Source organism: Streptomyces antnestii, assembly GCF_004005495.1.
GTDB lineage: Bacteria > Actinomycetota > Actinomycetes > Streptomycetales > Streptomycetaceae > Streptomyces > Streptomyces antnestii.
Genome location: NZ_RZYA01000018.1, coordinates 151329 through 170661, shown reverse-complemented (window position 1 = coordinate 170661; position 19333 = coordinate 151329). Strand labels below are relative to the sequence as shown.

Below are 19333 nucleotides of genomic sequence, written 5' to 3'. Positions count from 1 at the left end.
CGGGCCCGGAACGCAAAGACCCGGATCGTTGTCAGGCGGAAATGCCTTCGATCCGGGCCAGGGCCTCGTCCGCGCCGAACGGCTGCAAGTACGGCAGCCAGCGCGGATCCCTATGCCCGGTCCCGATGATGCGCCAGGCGAGCCCGGTCGGCGGGGCCGGCGTGTGCCGCAGGCGCCAGCCGATCTCGACCAGGTGACGGTCGGCCTTGACGTGGTTGCAGCGGCGGCAGGACGCGACCACGTTCTCCCACGCGTGCTGGCCGCCGCGGCTCTTGGGAATGACGTGGTCGACGCTGGTTGCGACGCCACCGCAGTACATGCACCGCCCGCCGTCCCTGGCGAACAGCGCCCGCCGGGTCAGAGGAACGGGCCCCCGGTAGGGGACCCGCACGAACCGCTTGAGGCGGACCACGCTCGGTGCGGGGACAGTGTGGGTTGCGCTGTGCATGAAGGCGCCGGACTCCTCGAGGCACATGGCCTTGTTCTCGAGGACCAGAACGAGCGCGCGGCGGAGCGGTACGACGCCGAGTGGCTCGTACGACGCGTTGAGGACCAGGACATGCGGCACGGGTGCCTCCTTGGGCGTCGGCGGCGCGTGGCTCGCGCCGGGACGATCTGTAGTCAGTTTCCCCTCATGGCTGGTGGAAGCGCCACCATGTGCCGGTAACGGGCTGGGAGTGTTTTCGCCCACACCTCCTACATCCCCAGGTGAGGACCGTCTCTCCCTCGAACAGAGCAACGATCCATTCACGATGCCCCGTTAGTGTGGTGTATCTGCCCGTTACCTTTTTTCCACGGGCGGCCGCTATGCCTGGAGGTTTCTGCCGTGATCTTGTCCGTCCTGTCGGCCCCCGGCGATCCATCGGGTCCGACCGCTTTCAAGGACGCCCAGGAGCAGGCCACCAACGCCGCGAGCTGGGTCCAGCAGAACTGGTCCACGTGGCTGAGCATCGGCCTGCGCATCCTGCTCATCGTCGTCATCGCCGCCGTCCTCAGAGTGGCCATCCGGCGGGCCATCACCAAGCTCATAGAGCGCATGAACCGCACGGCCCAGGCCGTCGACGGCACCGCGCTCGGGGGCCTGCTCGTCAATGTGGAGCGCCGCCGGCAGCGCTCGCAGGCCATCGGCAGCGTGCTGCGCTCGGTCGCCTCGTTCGTGATCCTCGGCACAGCCGCCCTGATGATCCTCGGCACGTTCCAGATCAACCTGGCCCCGCTGCTCGCCTCGGCGGGCGTCGCGGGTGTGGCCATCGGCTTCGGCGCCCGCAACCTCGTCACGGACTTCCTGTCCGGCGTCTTCATGATCCTCGAGGACCAGTACGGCGTCGGGGACAGCATCGACGCGGGCGTGGCCTCCGGCGAGGTCATCGAGGTCGGCCTGCGCGTCACCAAGCTGCGGGGCGCCGACGGCGAGATCTGGTACGTCCGCAACGGCGAGGTCAAGCGCATCGGCAACCTCTCCCAGGGCTGGTCCACCGCCGGCGTCGACGTGACCGTCCGCTCGGACGAGGACCTGACGAAGGTCCGCGAGACGCTGACCGAGGTCGGCCTCGCCATGAGCAAGGACGAGCCCTGGAACGAGACGCTGTGGGGCCCGGTCGACGTCCTCGGCCTGGACAGCGTGCTCCTCGACTCGATGGTCGTCCGCCTCTCGGCGAAGACCATGCCCGGGAAGTCCCTCTCGGTCGAGCGCGAGCTGCGCTGGCGCATCAAGCAGGCCTTCGACGAGGCGGGCATCCGCATCGTGGGCCGCGTCCCGGCCCAGGCCGGCGACGAGCCCACCGCCGACCCGTCGGCGGGCGTCGCGGCCCCGTCCGCATACGCGTCGAGCACGTCCCCGCAGTCCCTGGCGGCGTCCCCGCTCGCACCGCCGAACATGTCGAAGTAGGGGCGGCACACGAATAAGCAAGGGGGGGGCGGGCGGCCCGGTCCCGGATCAGCCGAACCAGGTGATCTGGACCAGCACGATCCGTTCCCCTCACGCGTCCGTCAGGTAGTCGAGCCGCACTCCCGGTGCCAGTCATTCACCGGCTACCTCGCGATGGGCGGCGCGAACGCCATTCCTGGCGTTCCTTCTCGCTCGCGAGTGGATACGCCCCGCAGTCGAGCCGCCACTCCGCGTACACGGTCTTGCCGGGTCCGTTCCTCGGCTCGCATCCCCACCGGTCGGCCAGCGCCCCGACGAGGAGCAGGCCCCGCCCGAACTGGTCCGTCCCGTCCGCGAGGCGCGATCTCGGCAGGCGTTCGCCCCTGGGGTCGCTCACCTCGACACGGAGCGTGGCGGCGGCCAGGGCGACCCGTACGCGGATCAGCCGGTCGCGGAGGCTGCCGTGCAGGAGGGCGTTCGTCATTAACTCGGAGAGCGTGAGTGCGACGTCTCCCGCGAGGGCGGGGTGGCCCCACTCGGTCACGAGCCTCGCGGTTCGGTGCCTGGCGAGGGGGACGCTGCGCGAGGTCGGGGTGTAGTCCAGCACGTCCTCGTGCAGGGCAGGCGGGGGTACGGCTTGAGGTTCGCGCTCGGGTTCGGGTTCGGCCATGACTCACACCTCGTTGTGTGGTCGGCGAGTTGGCGGTGGCTGTGCCGATCCTGCGTGTGGGCAGGGCGGTGCACTTCCGCCAACTGGCTTCGCTGGGTGGGCGGTTGAGTACTGACCGTAGCGACTAGCGCTTCTCTGGAGCAATCAATTCTGGGAAGTTCTTCCCCAAAGTGTGAATGCTGTCGACCCGGTGACGCTCACAGGACACACTGTGTCCGTGAAGCGATCGACGCAGCCCGAAGGAAATCGAGCATCAACTGTCTTGGGGCGCAGGCTCGGTGGAGAACTCCTGCGCCTGCGCGACGAGGCGGGCAAGACTCAGCAGCAGGCCGCCGAGTCCATCAACGCGACCGGTACCAAGATCGTGAAGATGGAGCGCGGATGGGTTCCGATGCGGGACCCGGACATTCGGGTCCTGTGCGAGTTCTACGGCTTCGAGGACCCCAAGGCCGTTGCCCGGCTCCTGGACTTGGCCAGGCTGGACCGGGAGCGGCGCAAGGCCAAGGGGTGGTGGCAGCACTCGCCCCACCCGGGCGCGCTGTCCGAGTACATCGCCCTGGAAGATGCCGCGAGCCGCGTGCGTACCTGGCAACTCTCTCTTGTTCCTGGGCTGTTCCAGACCGCCGAATACGCACGCTCGCTGGCGGTCAGTGAAGGTGTGGGCGTATGGGAGGACCCCGACGAGATCGAGCGCCTCGTCGAGATCCGTATGCGACGCCAGGCGCGCTTGCACGACGAACGCCCACTCCAGGTGTACGCCGTCATCTGGGAAGCGGCGCTGCGGCAGTTGATCGGCGGCCCGGACACGATGCGAACCCAGTTGGAACGCCTGCTGGAGTTGGTCAGGCTTCCGAATGTCCGGCTCCAGGTGCTGCCGTACCGCGCGGGCGGGCACCCGTCCATCACGTGCCCGTTCACCATCGTCTCGTTCGCCGAGACCGAGGCCGTGGACGTGGTTCACGCCGACACCATCGCGTCAACCGTGTGGGTGGAGAATGAGGCCGAGAGCGCCGCATACGGTGGGTTCTTCGACCGCACGGCTCGGCTGAGTCTCGCCCAGCACGACTCGGTCCTGCTGATCGACACCATTCGCCAGGAGATCTGACAGATGCACGGGTTCGATTTCACCAAGTCCACGTACAGCAACACCGGCGGCGAGTGCGTTGAAGTCGCCCGCAACATCCCCGGAACCGTCGCCGTCCGAGACTCCAAGGACGCAGACGCCGACGCCCCGATACTCCGTCTCACTCCCACCGCCTGGGCCGACTTCACAGCCTCCCTGCGCTGACGAATCTCACCGAAGGCGCCCCGCGCTACGAGCGTTCCCGCTCCCTGCGCGTGCCCACGGCCACGTACAGCGCTCCGCCCACGACGAAGGCGGTCATCGCCACCGCCCACGCCGCCCGTTGCGGCCCCGGCTGCATGGACCAGGTCCATACCGTGGCGGTCCTCAGGTGTGGTGCCGAGTACGACAGGAAGACCGCCCCGAAATAGAGCAGGGTCGGCAGCCAGCTCAGCCGGGCGCCGACGAGCACCGCGGCGGCTGCCGTGATGCCGGTGGCCCCGAGGATGTTGCGGACCATCGCCACCGCGCCGAACTCCTGGCTGTGGCCCGGCACGGCCATGGCGAGCAGCAGCGCGGCGAGCGCGGTCAGGGCGAGCAGGTGGGCCAGGCGCAGCCGCCACCAGGGGCGGGCGGCGGTGCGGTCCAGTTCCTGCGCGTACTGGTGCAGGCTCACGCCGATCGCCGACGTGGCGAGCAAGGGGGCCAGGGCGAGGAGCGGGATGCGCCGCTGCGGGTCCACGTAGGTCTCAGGGCGGGTCGCCGCCCAGAGGGTGAAGAGCGTCGCCGCGGCGAACGCGGCGAGGGTGGTGGGGAGGGCGCGGGAGCGCGCGTAGAGGGCGAACGAGGTCACAGCGCCGGTACCTCGCTCTCCGTACGGGCACAGCGGTCGGCGGGCGCGAAGTAGCGGGTCAGCCAGGCGCGGCGGTCGGCCGTGCTCATGGTCCGCAGGTGGTCGTAGGCCTTCTGCTCGGCCGTGAGGCGCCGCAGTTCCGCCTGGTCGTCCGCGGCGCGCGCAGACTCGAAGCGGTGCTCGCGCATCGAGTCCTGGGGGTCGGTGGGTGCGAGATACCGCACCACCGCGCGGTCCGCGATCTCGACTCGGCCCGGGGCCTGCGGGTTCGCGCAGTCGGCCTCCACCATCTGCATCGCCGCTTCCCATGCGTACCGGTCGTGGTCGGCGATCTTCCCGCGCACCACGGTCCAGCCGTACGGCGTGAGCGTCGGCAGCTCCGCCTCGTCGGCGTGCGACCGGCGGGGCAGGTCCTCGAAGCGCGCCGGGAGATTTCCTACGCCCTTCAGGCGGTCGGTGAGGCCCGACAGTGCCTTCGTCACCTCGGGCAGGAGCGCGGCGCGGGTGGCGTTGACGCAGATCTGCGGCGTGGTCGTCGTGGTGCAGACCTGCTGCCCGGCGCGCGGGTCGCGGTGGGTCATGGTGTCGCCCGTCCCGGACAGCACGAGCGCCGTCGTGGCGGCGGCGGCGAGCGTGATCAGCGCCGACCAGCGGCGGCATGCGGCGTGAGCCAGCACCGCCGTCGAGGCGAGGGAGAGGAACCATCCGGCCGTGAGCAGCGGGTGCCACCAGGCGAGCAGCTCGAAGTCGGGGGCGTATTCCGGTATCGGGCCCAGGAGACCAGCCACTCCCGACGCGTTCATGGACAGGCCGAACGTTCCGAACGCGGCCACCGCCAGCACCGGTGCCGTCAGTCGCCACGGCAGGCGTGCGCCCACCACGTGGCCGGTCAGGGTGCAGGCCACCAGTACGGCGCCGGTGGAGAGGAACACGGTCGGCGCGAGGCCGCCCGGTGAGGCGTAGGGCGCGCAGGCCAGCAGGGCCGCCCCGACCGTCGCGGCGTACACGGCCAGTACCCACAGCGCGAGGGGCAGGGCCGCCGTCATGAACTGGGCCAGTGGGCCTCGGGCCGTCGAGGCGCGCAGCTCGTCGGTGCGCCGCCGCCTTTCCCGTGCGCCCTGCCAGCAGCCCGCCGCGAGCGCGAGCGGGCCGCCCAGCATGACGCCGGCCATGCGGAGCGCGACCGTGGTCTCACTCCAGCTGCCTTGCCAGGTGGCCGACTTGGCGATGAGTGCCCAGGCGAGTGTGAGGAACAGTGCGAGGCCGGCCCACGGGGCGAGGCCGCGCAGCAGCTCCACGCGGAAAGGGTGTGGTGCACGGCTGGGCCCGGGCGGCGCGTCGGTGGCCGGGCGGTCGAGAAGTGCGGTCATGCCTGGCCCCCGCCTGTGAGGTGGGTGCGGTGGGCGCGCAGGGCCGCGGTGTAGCCGCGCTCGGTGGTGTTGCCGTCGCTCTCGTCGCCGTCGCGCCCCAGCGCGGCCAGTGACTGCGGGGTGCCGCGATAGGCGACCCGGCCGCGTTCGATCAGCGTCACGTCCGTACAGGCCGCGGCGACGTCCTCCACCAGGTGTGTCGAGACGATGACGGTGGCTTCTTCGCCCAACTCCCTCAGCAAGGAACGGAATTCGACGCGCTGTTCGGGGTCGAGGCCCGCCGTCGGCTCGTCGAGCAGGAGCAGCTGTGGCGCGTTGACGACGGCCTGCGCGATGCCCACGCGGCGCACCATGCCGCCCGACAGAGTCCTGATCTTCGCGTCGATCCGGTCCGCGAGGCCGACCCGGGCCACGGCCCGCTCGACCGCCGCCGGGGTCGTGTCCGCGGGCATCTCCTTCAGCCAAGCCACGTACGCGACGAACTCGCGCACCGTGAAGCCGGGGTAGTAGCCGAAGTCCTGGGGGAGATAGCCGAGTCGGCGGCGGGCGTCACGCAGGGTGCGCGGTGCCGTCAGGTCGCCGCCGAACAGCTCCACCCGGCCGCCCGTGGGCCGGGCCACGGTCGCCAGGACCCGGATCAGGGAGGTCTTGCCCGCGCCGTTGGGCCCGAGCAGTCCGTGCACACCGGTGCCGAAGTCCAGGTCCACGCCGTCCAGGGCGGTGGTGCGGCGGTGGCGAACGGTCAGGCCCGACACCTGTACGGCGCCGGTACCGGTGGTCGGCCGGGTCATCGTGGTCACATCGTCTCCCAGTGGTCGTACACGTTTCTGCGTACGGCGACGACAGCGGCGCACAGCACGAGTGCCGCCGCCCAACTCGTCTGTGCCGTCTGTCCGTCGAGGTAGAGCGAGAGCTGTTCACCGAGGCGTTCGGCGAGGGTCTGCGCCGGCGCGGACCCGCCCAGGCAGGGCAGCGCCACCGCGAGCAGCCAGCCGCCGCCGACCAGGGCCGCGGCGGTGCGGGAGCCGACGTAGCCGCCGAGTGCGAGTGCGGCGAGGGTGAGTGCGAGGCCCGGCAGCAGCCAGGTCGCGGGACCCGGCGCCGTCACCGAGGTGCCCGGCAGCAGCAGGCCCGCGACGGCGAGCACCGGCAGGCTCACCGCCAGCACGGCCACCGTGCGCATGAGCAGCAGCCGCAGCCCGCCACGCGGCGTCGAGGCGGCGATCTCATGCAGCGGGTCGGTGTGCCGCCCGTACGACACGGCGACCCCGGCCACCGGGATCACCGGCGCGAGCGCGAGCAGCAGCGACCGCGCCCCGGCGAAGTCCGCCCCGCGGGCGAGCCCCACCGCCCCCGCCGCGACGACGACCAGCGCGAGCGCCCAGGCCCCGCGCAGTGCGGGCCCCACCGCCCACCACAGCCGGGTCGGCAGCCGACCTTGCGCGGGCGCCAGGGTTTCCCCCTGCACCCGCGCGAGCAGCGAAGCCCGTACGTCACCGAGCAGCACGCCCGCCGGCCCGGCCCCCACCGCCCGCGACACACGGCCCGCGCAGGGGGCGCAGCCCTCCACATGCCGTTCCACGGACCAGCAGTCCGGCTCGGCGAGAGTGCCGTCCACGTAGCGTTCGGCGGTGGACGCGTTCACATGCCAGTCGCTCATACGGCGCCTCCCATCGGTTCCAGTGCGTCGGCCGCCCCCAACGCGGCCAGTGCCGCGCGCAGTTCGCGGCGGGCTCGCATCGCGCGGGTCTTGACGGTGCCCTCGGGTATGCCGAGCAGCCGAGAGGTCTCGCGGGTGGTCAGGCCGTCGACGACCGTGGCCTGCAGCACCTGGCGCAACTCCGGTGACAGACGGTCGAGGGCCGTGCCCACGTCTCCGTACTCCAGACCGGCCAGGACGTGCTCTTCGGCCGAGGGCGCAGCCGCGGCGACGGGCCGTTCCCGGGCGGCGCCGCCCGGGTCCTGGGCCCGGGAACCGTTCTCCTCCAGCCGCGTACGGCGTTCCTGCACCCGCTGCGAGTCGACCAGACGGCGCGCCGCGATGACCCACAGCCAGCCGCCGGCCTGCTCGCCCCGGTGCGAGGCGGCCGACCGCCACACCGTCATGAAGGTGTCCTGCAGTACCTCGCGGACGACCTCGGGGTCCGCGCACCGCCGGGTCAGCCGGGCGTAGAGCCACCCGGCGTGCCGGTCGTAGAGCGCGGCCATCGCGGCGGAGTCCCCGTCCGCGACGGCCCGCAGCAGAGCCGCGTCCCCTTGATCGTCTCGATGGCCCCCCACGGGGCGGAACAGTCTCACACCCCGTCTATCGCTGCGGTGCCCGTCGCCGGTTCACGCGCGCACGGGAGGATTCAGTCCGCGACCGCGTACGCCTCCACCGACCACAGGGAATACCCGTACCTCGTAGCCCTCTTGTCGCCCTGGATGCGGAGGAAGCGGGTGTCGCGGGCGTCCATGCGGACCGACTCGCGGCCGCCCTGGCCGTCCTTCACCGTCGCCGCCGTGCGCCAGGTCCTGCCGTCGCTGGACGTCTGGATCCGGTAGCCCTTCGCGTACGCGTCCTGCCAGTGGAGGACGACCTGGCCGAGCCGTACCGGCTTCGTCAGTTCGGCCTGCCACCACGCGCCGTCATCGGCGGGGGAGGACCAACGGGTCCTCGGGTCACCGTCGTTGGCGGCCGACGCCGGGAAGTCCGCCGTCTCGTCGGCCGAGGACGAGGGCTTCGCGGACCGGGCCAGATCCGGGCCCCCGGTACGCGGATACGCCCGCACCGCCACGGTGCGCGTCGTGCCGTCGAAGCTGACCGGGACGTCGTACGTGCCCGCCGGAGTGCCCGCCGGGACCGCGATGTCCACCGGAGCGATCACCTCCGTGCCGCGTGGGAGCTTCGCCTGCGCGGGCAGCCGCACCCTGATGCCGTGCGGGCCCTTCGCGCTGAGCCGCCCCTCGACGTCGGCCGGCCGCTGTGACGTCAGGCGCGCCGTCACCCGCCGCGCCGCGCCGCCGATCTCCGCGTCCAGCTCCGTGCGGCCCAGCTCGAACGACGCTTCGGGGGAGTCCGCGTACCAGGGGACGACATGGCGGACCGCGTCCTTCGGGGCGCCGGTCACGCGGATCGCGTCCGCACGGAGGTCCCTGGGCCTGTGCTCGGTGAATCCGGTGTCCGACAGCGTGCCGACGGACTTCCAGCCCGCGCCCGGCACATGGGCCTGCACGGTGCCACGGGTGCCGGGGTCGGCAAGGACCGTCACCGCCGCGAGCTTGCGGGCCCGCGCGAACGTCGCCGTCGCGTCGCCCGCCGCGCCCGTGTGCCCGGTCCCCGCCCACTGCGCGTACGCCTTCTGCGCCCGGTCGAGGAACGGGTCGAGGACGCCCTCGCCCACCGTGACCTGGCGGCCCTTCAGTCCGGCCCGCCGGTGGTCGAGCAGCCTGGCCGCCCGCCACGCCGCCGCACCGTCGCCGCGGGCCTGCGCGCGCAGCATGTCCACGGCCGCCTCCCCGGCCTCCCCGTAGCGGGCCAACTGGTCGCTCCAGGGCCGCACTTCGGTGTCGAGCGGCGTCGACCGCAGCCGCTCCGGCGTCCGCCGCATCACGGTGAACGCGTCCCGCAGCCGCTTCGCCGCCGACTCGAACCGCGCGCGGTCCGTGACCATCGTCGTACGGGAGTCCCAGAAGCCGGAGATATCCGGCTTCAGATACGCGGACTCGTCCTCCCCGAGCACCGACGACGCGTCGTTGCCCGCCAGCGCGCCGAGCGCCTCACGGGTGGGCGCGTCACCGCCGGCCAGATCGTCGATCGCGGCCTTCCAGGACTCCTGCGCGCGGTAGTCGCGCGGGTTCCACGCGTAGTCCGCCGCCGTGAACAGCGGGATGCGGGAGGCCGCGGGCTGCTCCATCGCGTTGGCGAGCAGCGCCGCCGAGCCCGTCGCCACCGCCGGTTCGCGGCCCGTGTACGGGCCGAGGAAGATGCGGTCCTGCGCGTAGTCGTTGACGGGATAGTTGTCCATGGTGACGAGGTCGTGCGCGGACCCGAACGCCCGTCGCGCGCCCGCCAGTTCATGCCCCGTGATGGTGCGCGGGACCACGCCCACGCCCGTCCACGCGACCTCGACGGAGTCGTCGAGCCCGCTCGCGAGCGCGCCCCGGTACTCCGTCGACCCGTCCTGGTAGAACTCGGTCGGCATCAGGGACAGCGGCCCCGCCTCCGGATGGCGGGCGGCGAGGTGCCGCGCCACCGCGTTCGCCACGCGCGCCTGCGCCCGCGCCGCCGCCTTCGGGCCCGAGCCGAACGCCTTCGCGTCCGCGTCGCAGTGCCACTCGCTGTACGACACGTCCTGGAACTGGAGCTGGAACGCCCGCACGCCGAGCGCCCACATGGCGTCGAGCTTGCGGTTCAGGGCCCGCACGTCGTCGTCCGACGACATGCACATCGCCTGCCCGGGCGCCACCGCCCAGGACAGCGTCACGTGGTTGGCGCGCGCCCGCTCGGCGAGCGCCCGGAAGTCCGCGCGCGGGCCGGCCGGATACGGCTCGCGCCACCGCGCCTGCCGGTACAGGTCGTCGCCCGGCGCGTAAAGATAGCGGTTCTGCTTGGTGCGGCCCATGAAGTCCAGCTGGGCGAGCCGCTGTTCACGCGTCCACGGAGTCCCGTAGAAACCCTCCGTCATGCCGCGCACGGCGGTCCCCGGCCAGTCCCGTACGACGACCCCGGCGATCTGCCGTCCGCGCACCAGCTGCCGGAACGTCTGCACCGCGTGGAAAAGCCCGTCGTCGCCGACGCCTTCCATCGCGACCGTGTCCCGGCCGTCCGCGCGGCCCACGGCGAGCCGGTACCCGCCGGACGGCAGGTCCTTGCGGGCGGGCGCGCCGAGTGCGCCGAGCGTCCCGTCGAGGCTGCGGCCGTGGCCGTGCGCCCGGCCGCCGAGCCGTGTGCCGGCCGCCTTCCCGTCGTCCGTGGACGGCGTCCCCACGGCCACGGAGCCGACGCGCACGACGAGCGCCGCACCGCCGGGCACCGAGGCCTCGTCCGCGACCTGCGTGATGTGCCGCGCCCCCGCCCCGCGCAACAGGGTCCGCAGAGCGTCCACCGCGTACGTGTCGGCGTCCCGGCTCGCGACGAGGACCACCTCGTCGGTCACGGAGACCCCGTCGGCGGAAGCCCGTACGGACTGCGGCCGGGGCCACACCGCGGGCAGCCCCGTGTCGCTCTCGCGGTCTCCCCAGGGGTCACCCGTGGTGACCGGGGCGCCGGGGGGAGCGGCGACGGCTCCCGGCGCGCTTCCGAGCGCACTGGCGATGACGGCGACAGCGATCGCCGCCGCCCCCTTCCTGCGGCGCCGGAGCTGCACGGCTCACTCCTCAATCGGTCATGGCTCGTTGGTGGGACCGGTCACGGCTGTCCCAGGGTGGCAACCGGAGCCCACCACTGACCGGCCCGGAGTGTCAACGAGAGTGGCCGTTGTGCCGCAATTGCCCGGCAGGGTACGGCGGGAAGACGTGTTCCGGGCCGCCCACTGGCGCGGATCCGCCCAGCGAACAGAATGTGACCAGTACCACGTTGTCCGGCCGTGCATGTCTGCGTTCGTGCTCGCTGGGTAGAGCTGCCGAGACCGTCACTGACGAGAAGATCGACGACAAGACCCGCGAAGAACCGCGAAAAGGGAGGCCTTCATGGCCGCATCAGCGCACCTTCTGCTCTCGGCCCTGTCCAAACAGGCGGACGTCATCCTGCCCGCCCCCGCCCTGCCGCTGCCGGACGAGTTCGCGTTCGGCGCCGAGCTTCCCCTCACCAGCGAGCCGCCCCTCGCCGACGCGGAGCCGCTCACCAGCGAGCCCGCCCTCATCGACGTCGCCCCCCTCACCAGCGAGCCCTCCTCCACCGGTGGTGCGGCCGCGGGCCTGGACCCCTCGGGGGCTTAGGGCCCCTCTTTTGGATCATGCCGGGCTCGCGGGCCCTGGCACCGCACCTCGCGGCGTTGTCGTCACTCGCCGACGTCCCCCAGCTACCGCTGGGAGGTGCCCCCACCGCGTCGACTCCCTCCTCCGCCTTGCGATGCACGGCACCAGACCCCGCTCCCCCCGCGGCGGCAGCCGCAGATGTCGCCGTCGGCCTGATCCAAAAGAGAGGCCCTAAGTGACCCTTGCCCGCCTCGCCGAGCTGCACGGGGTCGCCCCGTCCTACTCCCCGTCCCCCGGCCGCACCGTCCGGGCCCCGGACGCCGCGCTCGTCGCCGTCCTCGCCGCCCTCGGGGTCGACGCGCGCACCCCCGAGTCCGTACGGGACGCGCTGGCCGCGCGCGAGACGGAGGACAAGGAGCGGCTGCTGCCGCCGACCGTCGTCCTGTGGTCCGGCGAGCCCGCCCCGGCCTGGGCGCGGGACCTACCCGAAGGGGTGACCCTCCGACTCGTCACCGAAGAGGGTGAACGGGTCGACGACTGGCAGCCGCCGGGCACCGTCCCCCTCGGCGTCCACCGGCTCCGCGCCACCACCCCCGAAGGGACCGCCGCCGACGCCCACCTGATCGTCGCCCCGCCCCGCGTGCGCACCCCCGGCGAGCGCACGTACGGGCTGCTCGTCCAGCTCTACTCCCTGCTGTCGGCGAGATCCTGGGGCATGGGCGACCTCGGAGACCTGGCCGACCTCGCCGCCTGGGCGGGCCGCACCGCCGGGGCCGGCTTCATCCAGGTCAACCCGCTCCACGCGGCCGTACCCGGCGGCGAAGGACCCACCGACCCTTCCCCGTACCGCCCGTCGTCGCGCCGCTTCCCCGACCCGGTCCACCTGCGCGTCGAGGACGTCCCCGAGTACGCCTACCTGCCCGACGCCGACCGCGACCGGGTCCGCGAGCTGCTCGCCGGGGCCGCCCGGCTGCGCGACGGCGTCCTGCGCGAGGGCGCCCTCATCGACCGCGACGCCGTGTGGGACCTCAAGCGCCGCGCCCTCGACCTCGTCCTGCGCGTTCCGCTCAGCCCCGGCCGCCGCGCCGCCTACTGGGACTTCCTCGCGGAACAGGGCACGGACCTGGAGCGCCACGCCACCTGGTGCGCGCTCGCGGAGCGGCACGGCCCCGACTGGCACACCTGGCCCGAGCCCCTGCGCGACCCCGCCTCGCCCGAAACCGCCCGGGCGGGTACCGAGTTGAGGGACCGCGTCGACTTCCACAGCCGCCTCGCCTGGCTCACCGACGCGCAACTCGCCGCCGCCCAGCGCGCCGCACGCGACGCGGGCATGCCCGTCGGACTCGTCCACGACCTGGCCGTGGGCGTGCATCCGGCGGGCGCCGACGCCTGGGCCCAGCGGCACATCGTCGCCGAGGGCATGTCGACCGGCGCGCCCCCGGACGCCTTCAACTCCCGCGGCCAGGACTGGGGCCTGCCCCCATGGCGCCCCGACCGTCTCGCGCGGGCCGGCTACGCCCCGTACCGCGCGCTCCTGCGCGGCCTGTTCGCCCACGCGGGAGCGGTCCGCATCGACCACGTCATGGGCCTGTTCCGGCTCTGGTGGGTGCCGGCCGGACAGCCACCGACCGAGGGCGCGTACGTCCGTTACGACGCGGAGGCGATGCTCGCCGTCCTCTCCCTGGAGGCCCACCGCGCCGGAGCCCTCGTGATCGGCGAGGACCTCGGCACCGTCGAGCCCGGCGTCCGCGAGGCCCTGGGCGCCCGCGGGGTGCTCGGCACATCCGTGCTGTGGTTCGAGCGGGACTGGGAGGGGACGGGCCGCCCGGTGCCGCCCGAGCGGTGGCGCACGGACTGCGTCGCGACCGCCACCACCCACGACCTGCCGTCCACCGCGGCCCGGCTGACCGGCGACCACGTACGCCTGCGCGACCGGCTCGGCCTTCTCGGGCAGCCCCTCGAGAAGGAGGAGGCCGAGGCCACCGCGGAAGTCGCTGAGTGGACCGCCCTGTTCGCGCGTCTCGGACTGCTGCCCGGCGGCGGGGGAGAGGCTCTGTGCGAGGAGGAGGAGATCCGCGCCGTCCACCGCTTCCTGCTGCTCACCCCGGCCCGCATGATCGGCGTGTGGCTGCCCGACACGGTCGGCGACCGGCGCCCGCAGAACCTGCCGGGGACCTGGGACCAGTACCCGAACTGGCGGCTCCCGATCGCCGGCCCGACCGGCCGGCCGGTCACCTTCGAGGAGCTCACGGCCTCGCCCCGGGCCCACGCGCTCCTCGGCGTCCTCAAGGCCGGACTGCCCCGTACGGCACCCCCGGGCGCGCGGCCCGTTTAGGTGTTCGCTACGTTTGCACCGTGGACAAGAAGAACGCCCTGCGCGCCGGCGCCCTGGCTGCCGGTACGACGCTGATGATGCTGCTCATGTCGTCCCCCGCGCTCGCGCTGACGCGCGACGACGGCGACGACCCCGGTCAGGGTCTCTCGGTCATCGAGACCATCGGCCTCTACGTCGTGGCGCCGATCGTGCTGTTCCTGGTGATCGCCGGCCTCGTGATGGTCGGGGACAAGTCCCGCAAGCAGCAGAACCAGGGCTGACCGCCGCACCTCTCACCTCCTTCGTCGCCGAGGGCGTCCCCGTGTGCACCGCGCACCGGGGGCGCCCTCGGCGCGTTCCGCCGCCCGGACCGTCACGGCCGCCCGGACCGTCACGGCCGCTCAGACCGTCACGGCCGCTCGGCCGTCAGATAGCGCTGGATCGTCGGCGCGAGCCACTCCACGATCTCGTCGCGGCTCATCGCCACGGTCGGCGGGAACTTCAGCACGTAGCGGCCGAGGGCGAGCCCGAGCACCTGTGACGCGCCGAGGGCCGCCCGCGTCGGTGCCTCGGCGGGGTCCGGGCACAGGCGCAGCGCGACCGGCAGTATCTGCTCCTTGAAGAGCTCCTGCATGCGCGCGGCCCCGGCCTCGTTGGTGACGCCGACCCGCAGCAGCGCGGTGAGCACCTCGTTCTCCTCCCACAGGTCGAGGAAGTGCCGTACGAGGACACGGCCGGCGTCCCCGTCCGGCCCGGCATACGGCTCCGGCATCCGCAGGTCCAGGTCGATCGCCGCGGCGAAGAGCCCTTCCTTGTTGCCGTAGTAGCGCATCACCATCGACGGGTCGATCGCCGCGTCCCTGGCGATGGCGCGGATCGTGGCCCGCTCGTATCCGTCGGCCGCGAAGCGCTCGCGGGCGGCGGCGAGGATCGCGGTGCGGGTGGCGTCCGAGCGGCGTGCCTGGGAGGTGGTTCCTGTCATGCCAACAAACGTAGGCCAACACCTGTTGACAGTCCATAGCTGCGCCCCTACGTTTGCCAACAGACGTTGACCAACAAGTGTTGGCAATGACCGCGCAGGCCGCGCAGACCGCGCAATGACCGCGCAATGACCGCCGGGACCCAGGAGGCCACCATGAACGGCACCACTCCTCGCACCGTGATCGTCGTCGGTTCCGGACCCACCGGACTGCTCCTCGCCGGGGACCTCGCCGCCGCGGGCGTCCCCGTCACCGTCGTCGAGAAGCGTCCCCGCAAGGTCAGCAACCTCTCCCGCGCCTTCGTCCTGCACGCCCGCACCCTCGAACAGCTCGACGCCCGCGGCCTCGCCGACGGCCTCGAAGCCAAGGGCCGGGCCCTCGACAAGCTGCGCCTCTTCGGCGGCCTCACCGTCGACCTGACCGACCTCCCCTCCCGCTTCCGGCACCTCCTCGTCCTGCCGCAGTACGAGGTCGAGGCAGCACTCCTGCGGCGCGCCACCGACGCGGGCGTCGACTTCTCGTACGAGACCGAGGTCACCGGCCTCACCCAGGACGCCGACGGGGTGAGCCTCCAGGTGCGGGTGTCCGGCGGCGAGCCGGAGACCCTGCGGGCCGCGTACGTGGTCGGCGCCGACGGCATGCGCAGTGCCGTCCGCGAGAGCGTCGGGCTGCCCTTCCCCGGCAAGTCCGTCATCCGCTCCGTCGTCCTCGCCGACGTGAAGCTCACCGAGGAGCCCGAGAACGTCCTCACGGCCAACGCCGTGGGCGACGCCTTCGCGTTCATCGCGCCCTTCGGCGACGGCTACTACCGCGTGATCGGCTGGAACCGCTCCCGTGACGTCCCCGAGTCCGAGCCCCTCGGCCTCGACGAGATCAAGGAGGTCGCCCGGCTCGCCCTCGGCCGCGACTACGGCATGCACGACGCCCGCTGGATGTCCCGCTTCCACAGCGACGAGCGCCAGGCGCCCGCGTACCGCGTCGGCCGCGTCCTGCTCGCCGGCGACGCCGCGCACGTCCACACCCCGGCCGGCGGCCAGGGCATGAACACCGGCCTCCAGGACGCCGCCAACCTCGGCTGGAAGCTCGCCGCCGTCCTCAACGGCCGTGCGCCCTCAGGCCTTCTGGACACCTACGAGGCCGAACGCCACCCCGTCGGCAAGGCCGTCCTGCGCAGCAGCGGCGGCATCATCCGGCTCGCCATGGCCAACCGCCCCTGGACCCTGGCGGCCCGCGCCGCCCTCACCGCGTTCCTCGGCCGCGTCCGCCCCGCCCGCACGCGCATGATCGGCCAGATCACCGGCGTCGGCTACGCCTACCCGCGCCCGCGCGGCGCGCACCGCCTCGTCGGCACCCGCGTCCCCGACGTCACCCTCAAGGAGGGCAGGCTCTACGAGGCGCTGCGCGACGGGGAGTTCGTCCTGATCCTGCCCGAAGGCACCGACCACGACAGCGACGGCCGCTACGTGGTCACCCACTGGTCGAGCGACCGCCGCACGGCGCTCCTGGTACGCCCCGACGGATATGTCGCGTGGGCGTCGGACTCGGCGGCGGATGCGGGAGCGGACCTCTCGCGGGGCTTCGACCCGTACGGGATCGGGTTCGGGAGCTAGGTTCCGGCCGGTCGGCTGGGGCCGCGGAACTCAGGAAGCCGTGGTTCCCGCCATCAACTCGCGGAGCAGGTCGGCGAGTTGGCCGGCCTGCTTTTCGTCGAGCGCGGCGAGCGCCTCCGTCTGCACGGCGAGCCCTGCGCCCACCGCCTCGTCGACCAGGGCCCGGCCCTCGTCGGTGAGGGTCACCTGGAGGCCCCGACGGTCGTGCGGGTCGGGCGAGCGGCGCAGCAGGCCGCGCCGCTCCAGCTTGTCGAGCCGCCCGGTCATGCCGCCGGTCGTCAGCATCAGCGTCGCCGAGAGCTGGCGCGGCGAGAGCGTGTAGGGATCGCCGGAGCGGCGCAGCGTGGCCAGCACGTCGAACTCGCCCCGTGCGATGCCGAAGCGCGCGTACGTCTTGTCGATGCGGTCGCCCATGGCGCGGGAGATCCGGTAGATGCGGCCGAAGACCTGCATCGCGGTCGTGTCGAGGTCGGGCCTGACGTCGGCCCACTGGTCGGCGATCGCGTCGACGGCGTCCTTGCTGCTGCTCATGGGGCGAGTATGCGACCCGTTTTCGCTCGGCCGCAAGAAAGTGGCTTGACGAAAAGTAGCTTGCGGCTAAGCTACTTTCCATCAACCTACTTCGCCATGGGGGAGCGTCCGATGAGAACGACCAAGCGCAACGGTGCGGTGATCGCGCTGACCGCCCTGGCCCCGATGTCCTGGGGTTCCACGTATGCCGTCACCACGGAGTTCCTGCCGGCCGACCGGCCCCTGTTCACCGGCCTGATGCGGGCGCTGCCCGCCGGCCTGCTCCTGCTCGGGCTCGCCCGCACGCTGCCGCGCGGCGCCTGGTGGTGGAAGTCGCTCGTCCTCGGAGCGCTCAACATCGGCGCGTTCTTCCCGCTGCTGTTCCTCTCCGCGTACCGCCTGCCGGGCGGCATGGCGGCGGTGGTCGGCTCGATCGGGCCGCTGTTCGTGGCGGGTCTCGCGGCGCTCCTGCTCGGTGAACGCCCCACCCGGCGCACGCTGTTGACCGGCATCGCGGCCGCGCTCGGCGTCAGCCTCGTCGTCCTCAAGGCGGCGGGTGCGCTCGACCCGGTCGGCGCGCTCGCGGCGCTGGCCTCCACGGCGTCGATGTCCACGGGAACGGTCCTCACCAAGCGGTGGGGCCGTCCGGAGGGTGTGGGTCCGCTGGCCCTCACGGGCTGGCAGCTGACGGCCGGCGGCCTGCTGATCGCCCCCGTCGCGTTCCTGGTCGAGGGTGCGCCGCCGGTCCTGGACGGGCGTGCGGTGGCGGGTTACGTGTACCTGGCGCTCGCCAACACGGCGGTCGCGTACTGGCTGTGGTTCCGCGGGATCGGGCGGCTCTCGGCGACGCAGGTCACGTTCCTCGGGCCGCTCTCGCCGCTGACGGCGGCGGTGATCGGCTGGGCGGCGCTCGGGCAGGCGCTGACGCCGGTGCAGCTGGTGGGCATGGCGCTGGCGTTCGGCGCGACGCTGCTGGGGCAGCGTCCGGCCCGGGCCGCGGCTTCCCCTGCCCTGGCCGCCCAATCTTTCAGTTCTGCTGAAGAGAAGGGCGAGAAAGTTTCGATGGACCTGATGGGTGGAGGGGTGCGACGGTAGTCGGGTCGCACAGGGATCACAGCTCAGGGGGATACGGGATGGCAGTCCTGGACCGGACGACCACCGGCGCCGAGAAGGTCGCAACGGGGGACGCGGGGGATGCGGGGAGCGCGGGGGACGCGGGGGCGGGAGGGCGCCGCGCGGGCAACGGGCTCGGCGTGGGCAACGGGCTCGGCGCCGGCCTCGCGCTCGCGGCGCTCGCCACGGTGGTCTGGTCGGGCAGCTTCGTCACCTCCCGCGCCCTGCACGACAGCGTGCCGCCCGTCCAGCACGCGTTCTGGCGCTGGATCATCGCGATCGCGACGGTCGCCCCCTTCGCGGCGCGATCGGCCTGGCGGCAGAGGAAGTTGCTGCGTACGCACCTGCGCTTCCTGCTGCTCGCCGCGCTGCTCGGCGTGACCGTCTACAACACGCTCGTCAACCAGGCCGCGATGACGACGACCGCCGGGAACATGGGCATGATCATGGCCGCCTCGCCGGTCCTGATGGCGCTGTACGAACGCCTCGGCGGCGCGCGCCTCGGGGCCCGCCGGGTGACCGGCACGGTCATCGCCTGCGCCGGCGTCCTGCTCCTGGTCAGCAAGGGGTCGCTGACGCCGGACTTCACGGCGGGCGACCTGTGGGTGGTCGCGGCGGCGGTCTGCTTCGGCTCGTACAGCGCGCTGCTGCGGCGCCGGCCCGCGGAGATCGAAGGGCCCGCGTTCCTCCTGGCGACGTTCGTCCTGGGGGCGCTGATGCTGCTGCCGGTGTTCCTCGTCAGCCTGGCCGTCCAGGGCGGCTTCGAGCCGACGACGGCCACGGTCTCACCCCTTCTCTACGTGGGCGTGGTGTCGTCCGCCGTCGCCTTCTTCGCCTGGAACAAGGCGATCGACCGGATAGGCGCGGCCCGCGCCGGCGTCGTCTACTACCTCCAGCCGGTGTGTGTGGCCCTGCTCTCGTACGCGGTCCTGGGCGAGGCGATGGGCTGGACGCAGATCGTGTGCATGGCGCTGATCCTGACGGGCGTGACCCTCGGCTCCACCACCCGGAGCGCCGCCGTCGGCTCCGCCACCAAGAGCCCCGCCCTCGCCTCCGCCATCAAGCCCCCCGCCCGGATACGTTGA

At 72.7% G+C, this 19333-nt stretch carries 19 protein-coding genes; 9 read left to right on the top strand and 10 right to left on the bottom strand.

Features of this window, described 5'->3' with window-relative positions; translation table 11 throughout:
* Nucleotides 1–31: 31 nt before the first annotated feature.
* Nucleotides 32–568: an HNH endonuclease gene (locus tag EOT10_RS30415; RefSeq protein ID WP_127831577.1), complete on the bottom strand. Its 537-nt coding sequence runs from the start codon at nucleotides 566–568 to the stop codon at nucleotides 32–34.
* A 258-nt stretch (nucleotides 569–826) separates the two neighbouring features.
* Here EOT10_RS30415 and EOT10_RS30410 point away from each other — a divergent pair, with 258 nt between their 5' ends.
* Nucleotides 827–1888, top strand: coding sequence for a mechanosensitive ion channel family protein (locus tag EOT10_RS30410; protein WP_189492251.1), 1062 nt, complete (start codon nucleotides 827–829; stop codon nucleotides 1886–1888).
* A 136-nt stretch (nucleotides 1889–2024) separates the two neighbouring features.
* Here the strand turns inward: EOT10_RS30410 and EOT10_RS30405 are convergent, their stop codons facing one another.
* Nucleotides 2025–2537 (bottom strand): ATP-binding protein, encoded by a 513-nt coding sequence (locus tag EOT10_RS30405; RefSeq protein ID WP_127831575.1) that lies wholly within the window; start codon nucleotides 2535–2537, stop codon nucleotides 2025–2027.
* Nucleotides 2538–2799: 262 nt separating this feature from the next.
* Here EOT10_RS30405 and EOT10_RS30400 point away from each other — a divergent pair, with 262 nt between their 5' ends.
* Both EOT10_RS30400 and EOT10_RS30395 read left to right on the top strand, forming a co-directional pair.
* On the top strand, nucleotides 2800–3642 hold the full coding sequence (locus EOT10_RS30400) for a helix-turn-helix domain-containing protein (RefSeq protein WP_127831574.1): 843 nt from the start codon (nucleotides 2800–2802) through the stop codon (nucleotides 3640–3642).
* A gap of 3 nt (nucleotides 3643–3645) precedes the next feature.
* Complete coding sequence (locus EOT10_RS30395; protein WP_127831573.1) at nucleotides 3646–3825, top strand: DUF397 domain-containing protein; 180 nt, start codon at nucleotides 3646–3648, stop codon at nucleotides 3823–3825.
* A 25-nt stretch (nucleotides 3826–3850) separates the two neighbouring features.
* Here the strand turns inward: EOT10_RS30395 and EOT10_RS30390 are convergent, their stop codons facing one another.
* From EOT10_RS30390 to EOT10_RS30365, 6 genes are all read right to left on the bottom strand, one after another.
* Nucleotides 3851–4453, bottom strand: coding sequence for a hypothetical protein (locus EOT10_RS30390; protein WP_127831572.1), 603 nt, complete (start codon nucleotides 4451–4453; stop codon nucleotides 3851–3853).
* Complete coding sequence (locus tag EOT10_RS30385; protein ID WP_127831571.1) at nucleotides 4450–5823, bottom strand: hypothetical protein; 1374 nt, start codon at nucleotides 5821–5823, stop codon at nucleotides 4450–4452. Before EOT10_RS30385 ends, EOT10_RS30390 begins: the two co-directional genes overlap by 4 nt.
* Complete coding sequence (locus tag EOT10_RS30380) at nucleotides 5820–6614, bottom strand: ABC transporter ATP-binding protein (RefSeq protein ID WP_189492257.1); 795 nt, start codon at nucleotides 6612–6614, stop codon at nucleotides 5820–5822. The genes EOT10_RS30385 and EOT10_RS30380 overlap by 4 nt, the downstream gene beginning before the upstream one ends.
* Nucleotides 6615–6619: 5 nt before the next feature.
* The gene (locus tag EOT10_RS30375; RefSeq protein ID WP_127831570.1) at nucleotides 6620–7483 is read right to left on the bottom strand and encodes a zf-HC2 domain-containing protein; all 864 of its coding nucleotides are present in this window, start codon (nucleotides 7481–7483) and stop codon (nucleotides 6620–6622) included.
* On the bottom strand, nucleotides 7480–8103 hold the full coding sequence (locus EOT10_RS30370) for an RNA polymerase sigma factor (RefSeq protein WP_431313338.1): 624 nt from the start codon (nucleotides 8101–8103) through the stop codon (nucleotides 7480–7482). The genes EOT10_RS30375 and EOT10_RS30370 overlap by 4 nt, the downstream gene beginning before the upstream one ends.
* 71 nt (nucleotides 8104–8174) lie before the next feature.
* Nucleotides 8175–11171 carry a glycoside hydrolase family 84 protein gene (locus EOT10_RS30365; RefSeq protein ID WP_127831568.1) on the bottom strand — a complete coding sequence of 999 codons (2997 nt, stop codon included), beginning with the start codon at nucleotides 11169–11171 and terminating at the stop codon, nucleotides 8175–8177.
* Between the two features lie 322 nt (nucleotides 11172–11493).
* Between EOT10_RS30365 and EOT10_RS30360 the strand changes: the two genes are divergently transcribed.
* The 3 genes from EOT10_RS30360 (at nucleotide 11494) to EOT10_RS30350 (ending at nucleotide 14316) form a co-directional block, all read left to right on the top strand.
* Nucleotides 11494–11742 (top strand): hypothetical protein, encoded by a 249-nt coding sequence (locus EOT10_RS30360; RefSeq protein WP_127831567.1) that lies wholly within the window; start codon nucleotides 11494–11496, stop codon nucleotides 11740–11742.
* Between the two features lie 214 nt (nucleotides 11743–11956).
* Nucleotides 11957–14056, top strand: coding sequence for a 4-alpha-glucanotransferase (malQ, locus tag EOT10_RS30355; protein ID WP_127831566.1), 2100 nt, complete (start codon nucleotides 11957–11959; stop codon nucleotides 14054–14056).
* Between the two features lie 20 nt (nucleotides 14057–14076).
* Nucleotides 14077–14316, top strand: coding sequence for a hypothetical protein (locus EOT10_RS30350; protein ID WP_127831565.1), 240 nt, complete (start codon nucleotides 14077–14079; stop codon nucleotides 14314–14316).
* 128 nt (nucleotides 14317–14444) lie between these two features.
* On the opposite strand, the gene EOT10_RS30345 is transcribed toward EOT10_RS30350, so the two are convergent.
* Nucleotides 14445–15017 (bottom strand): TetR/AcrR family transcriptional regulator, encoded by a 573-nt coding sequence (locus EOT10_RS30345; protein WP_127831564.1) that lies wholly within the window; start codon nucleotides 15015–15017, stop codon nucleotides 14445–14447.
* Nucleotides 15018–15170: 153 nt separating this feature from the next.
* On the opposite strand from EOT10_RS30345, the gene EOT10_RS30340 reads away from it, so the two are divergent.
* Nucleotides 15171–16625, top strand: coding sequence for an FAD-dependent monooxygenase (locus EOT10_RS30340; RefSeq protein WP_127831586.1), 1455 nt, complete (start codon nucleotides 15171–15173; stop codon nucleotides 16623–16625).
* Between the two features lie 30 nt (nucleotides 16626–16655).
* Here EOT10_RS30340 and EOT10_RS30335 read toward each other — a convergent pair whose 3' ends face one another.
* Nucleotides 16656–17156 (bottom strand): MarR family winged helix-turn-helix transcriptional regulator, encoded by a 501-nt coding sequence (locus tag EOT10_RS30335; protein ID WP_127831563.1) that lies wholly within the window; start codon nucleotides 17154–17156, stop codon nucleotides 16656–16658.
* Between the two features lie 111 nt (nucleotides 17157–17267).
* Between EOT10_RS30335 and EOT10_RS30330 the strand changes: the two genes are divergently transcribed.
* Complete coding sequence (locus EOT10_RS30330) at nucleotides 17268–18230, top strand: EamA family transporter (protein WP_127831562.1); 963 nt, start codon at nucleotides 17268–17270, stop codon at nucleotides 18228–18230.
* A gap of 38 nt (nucleotides 18231–18268) precedes the next feature.
* A complete protein-coding gene (locus tag EOT10_RS30325; RefSeq protein ID WP_127831561.1) occupies nucleotides 18269–19333 on the top strand; it encodes a DMT family transporter in 1065 nt (354 codons plus the stop codon).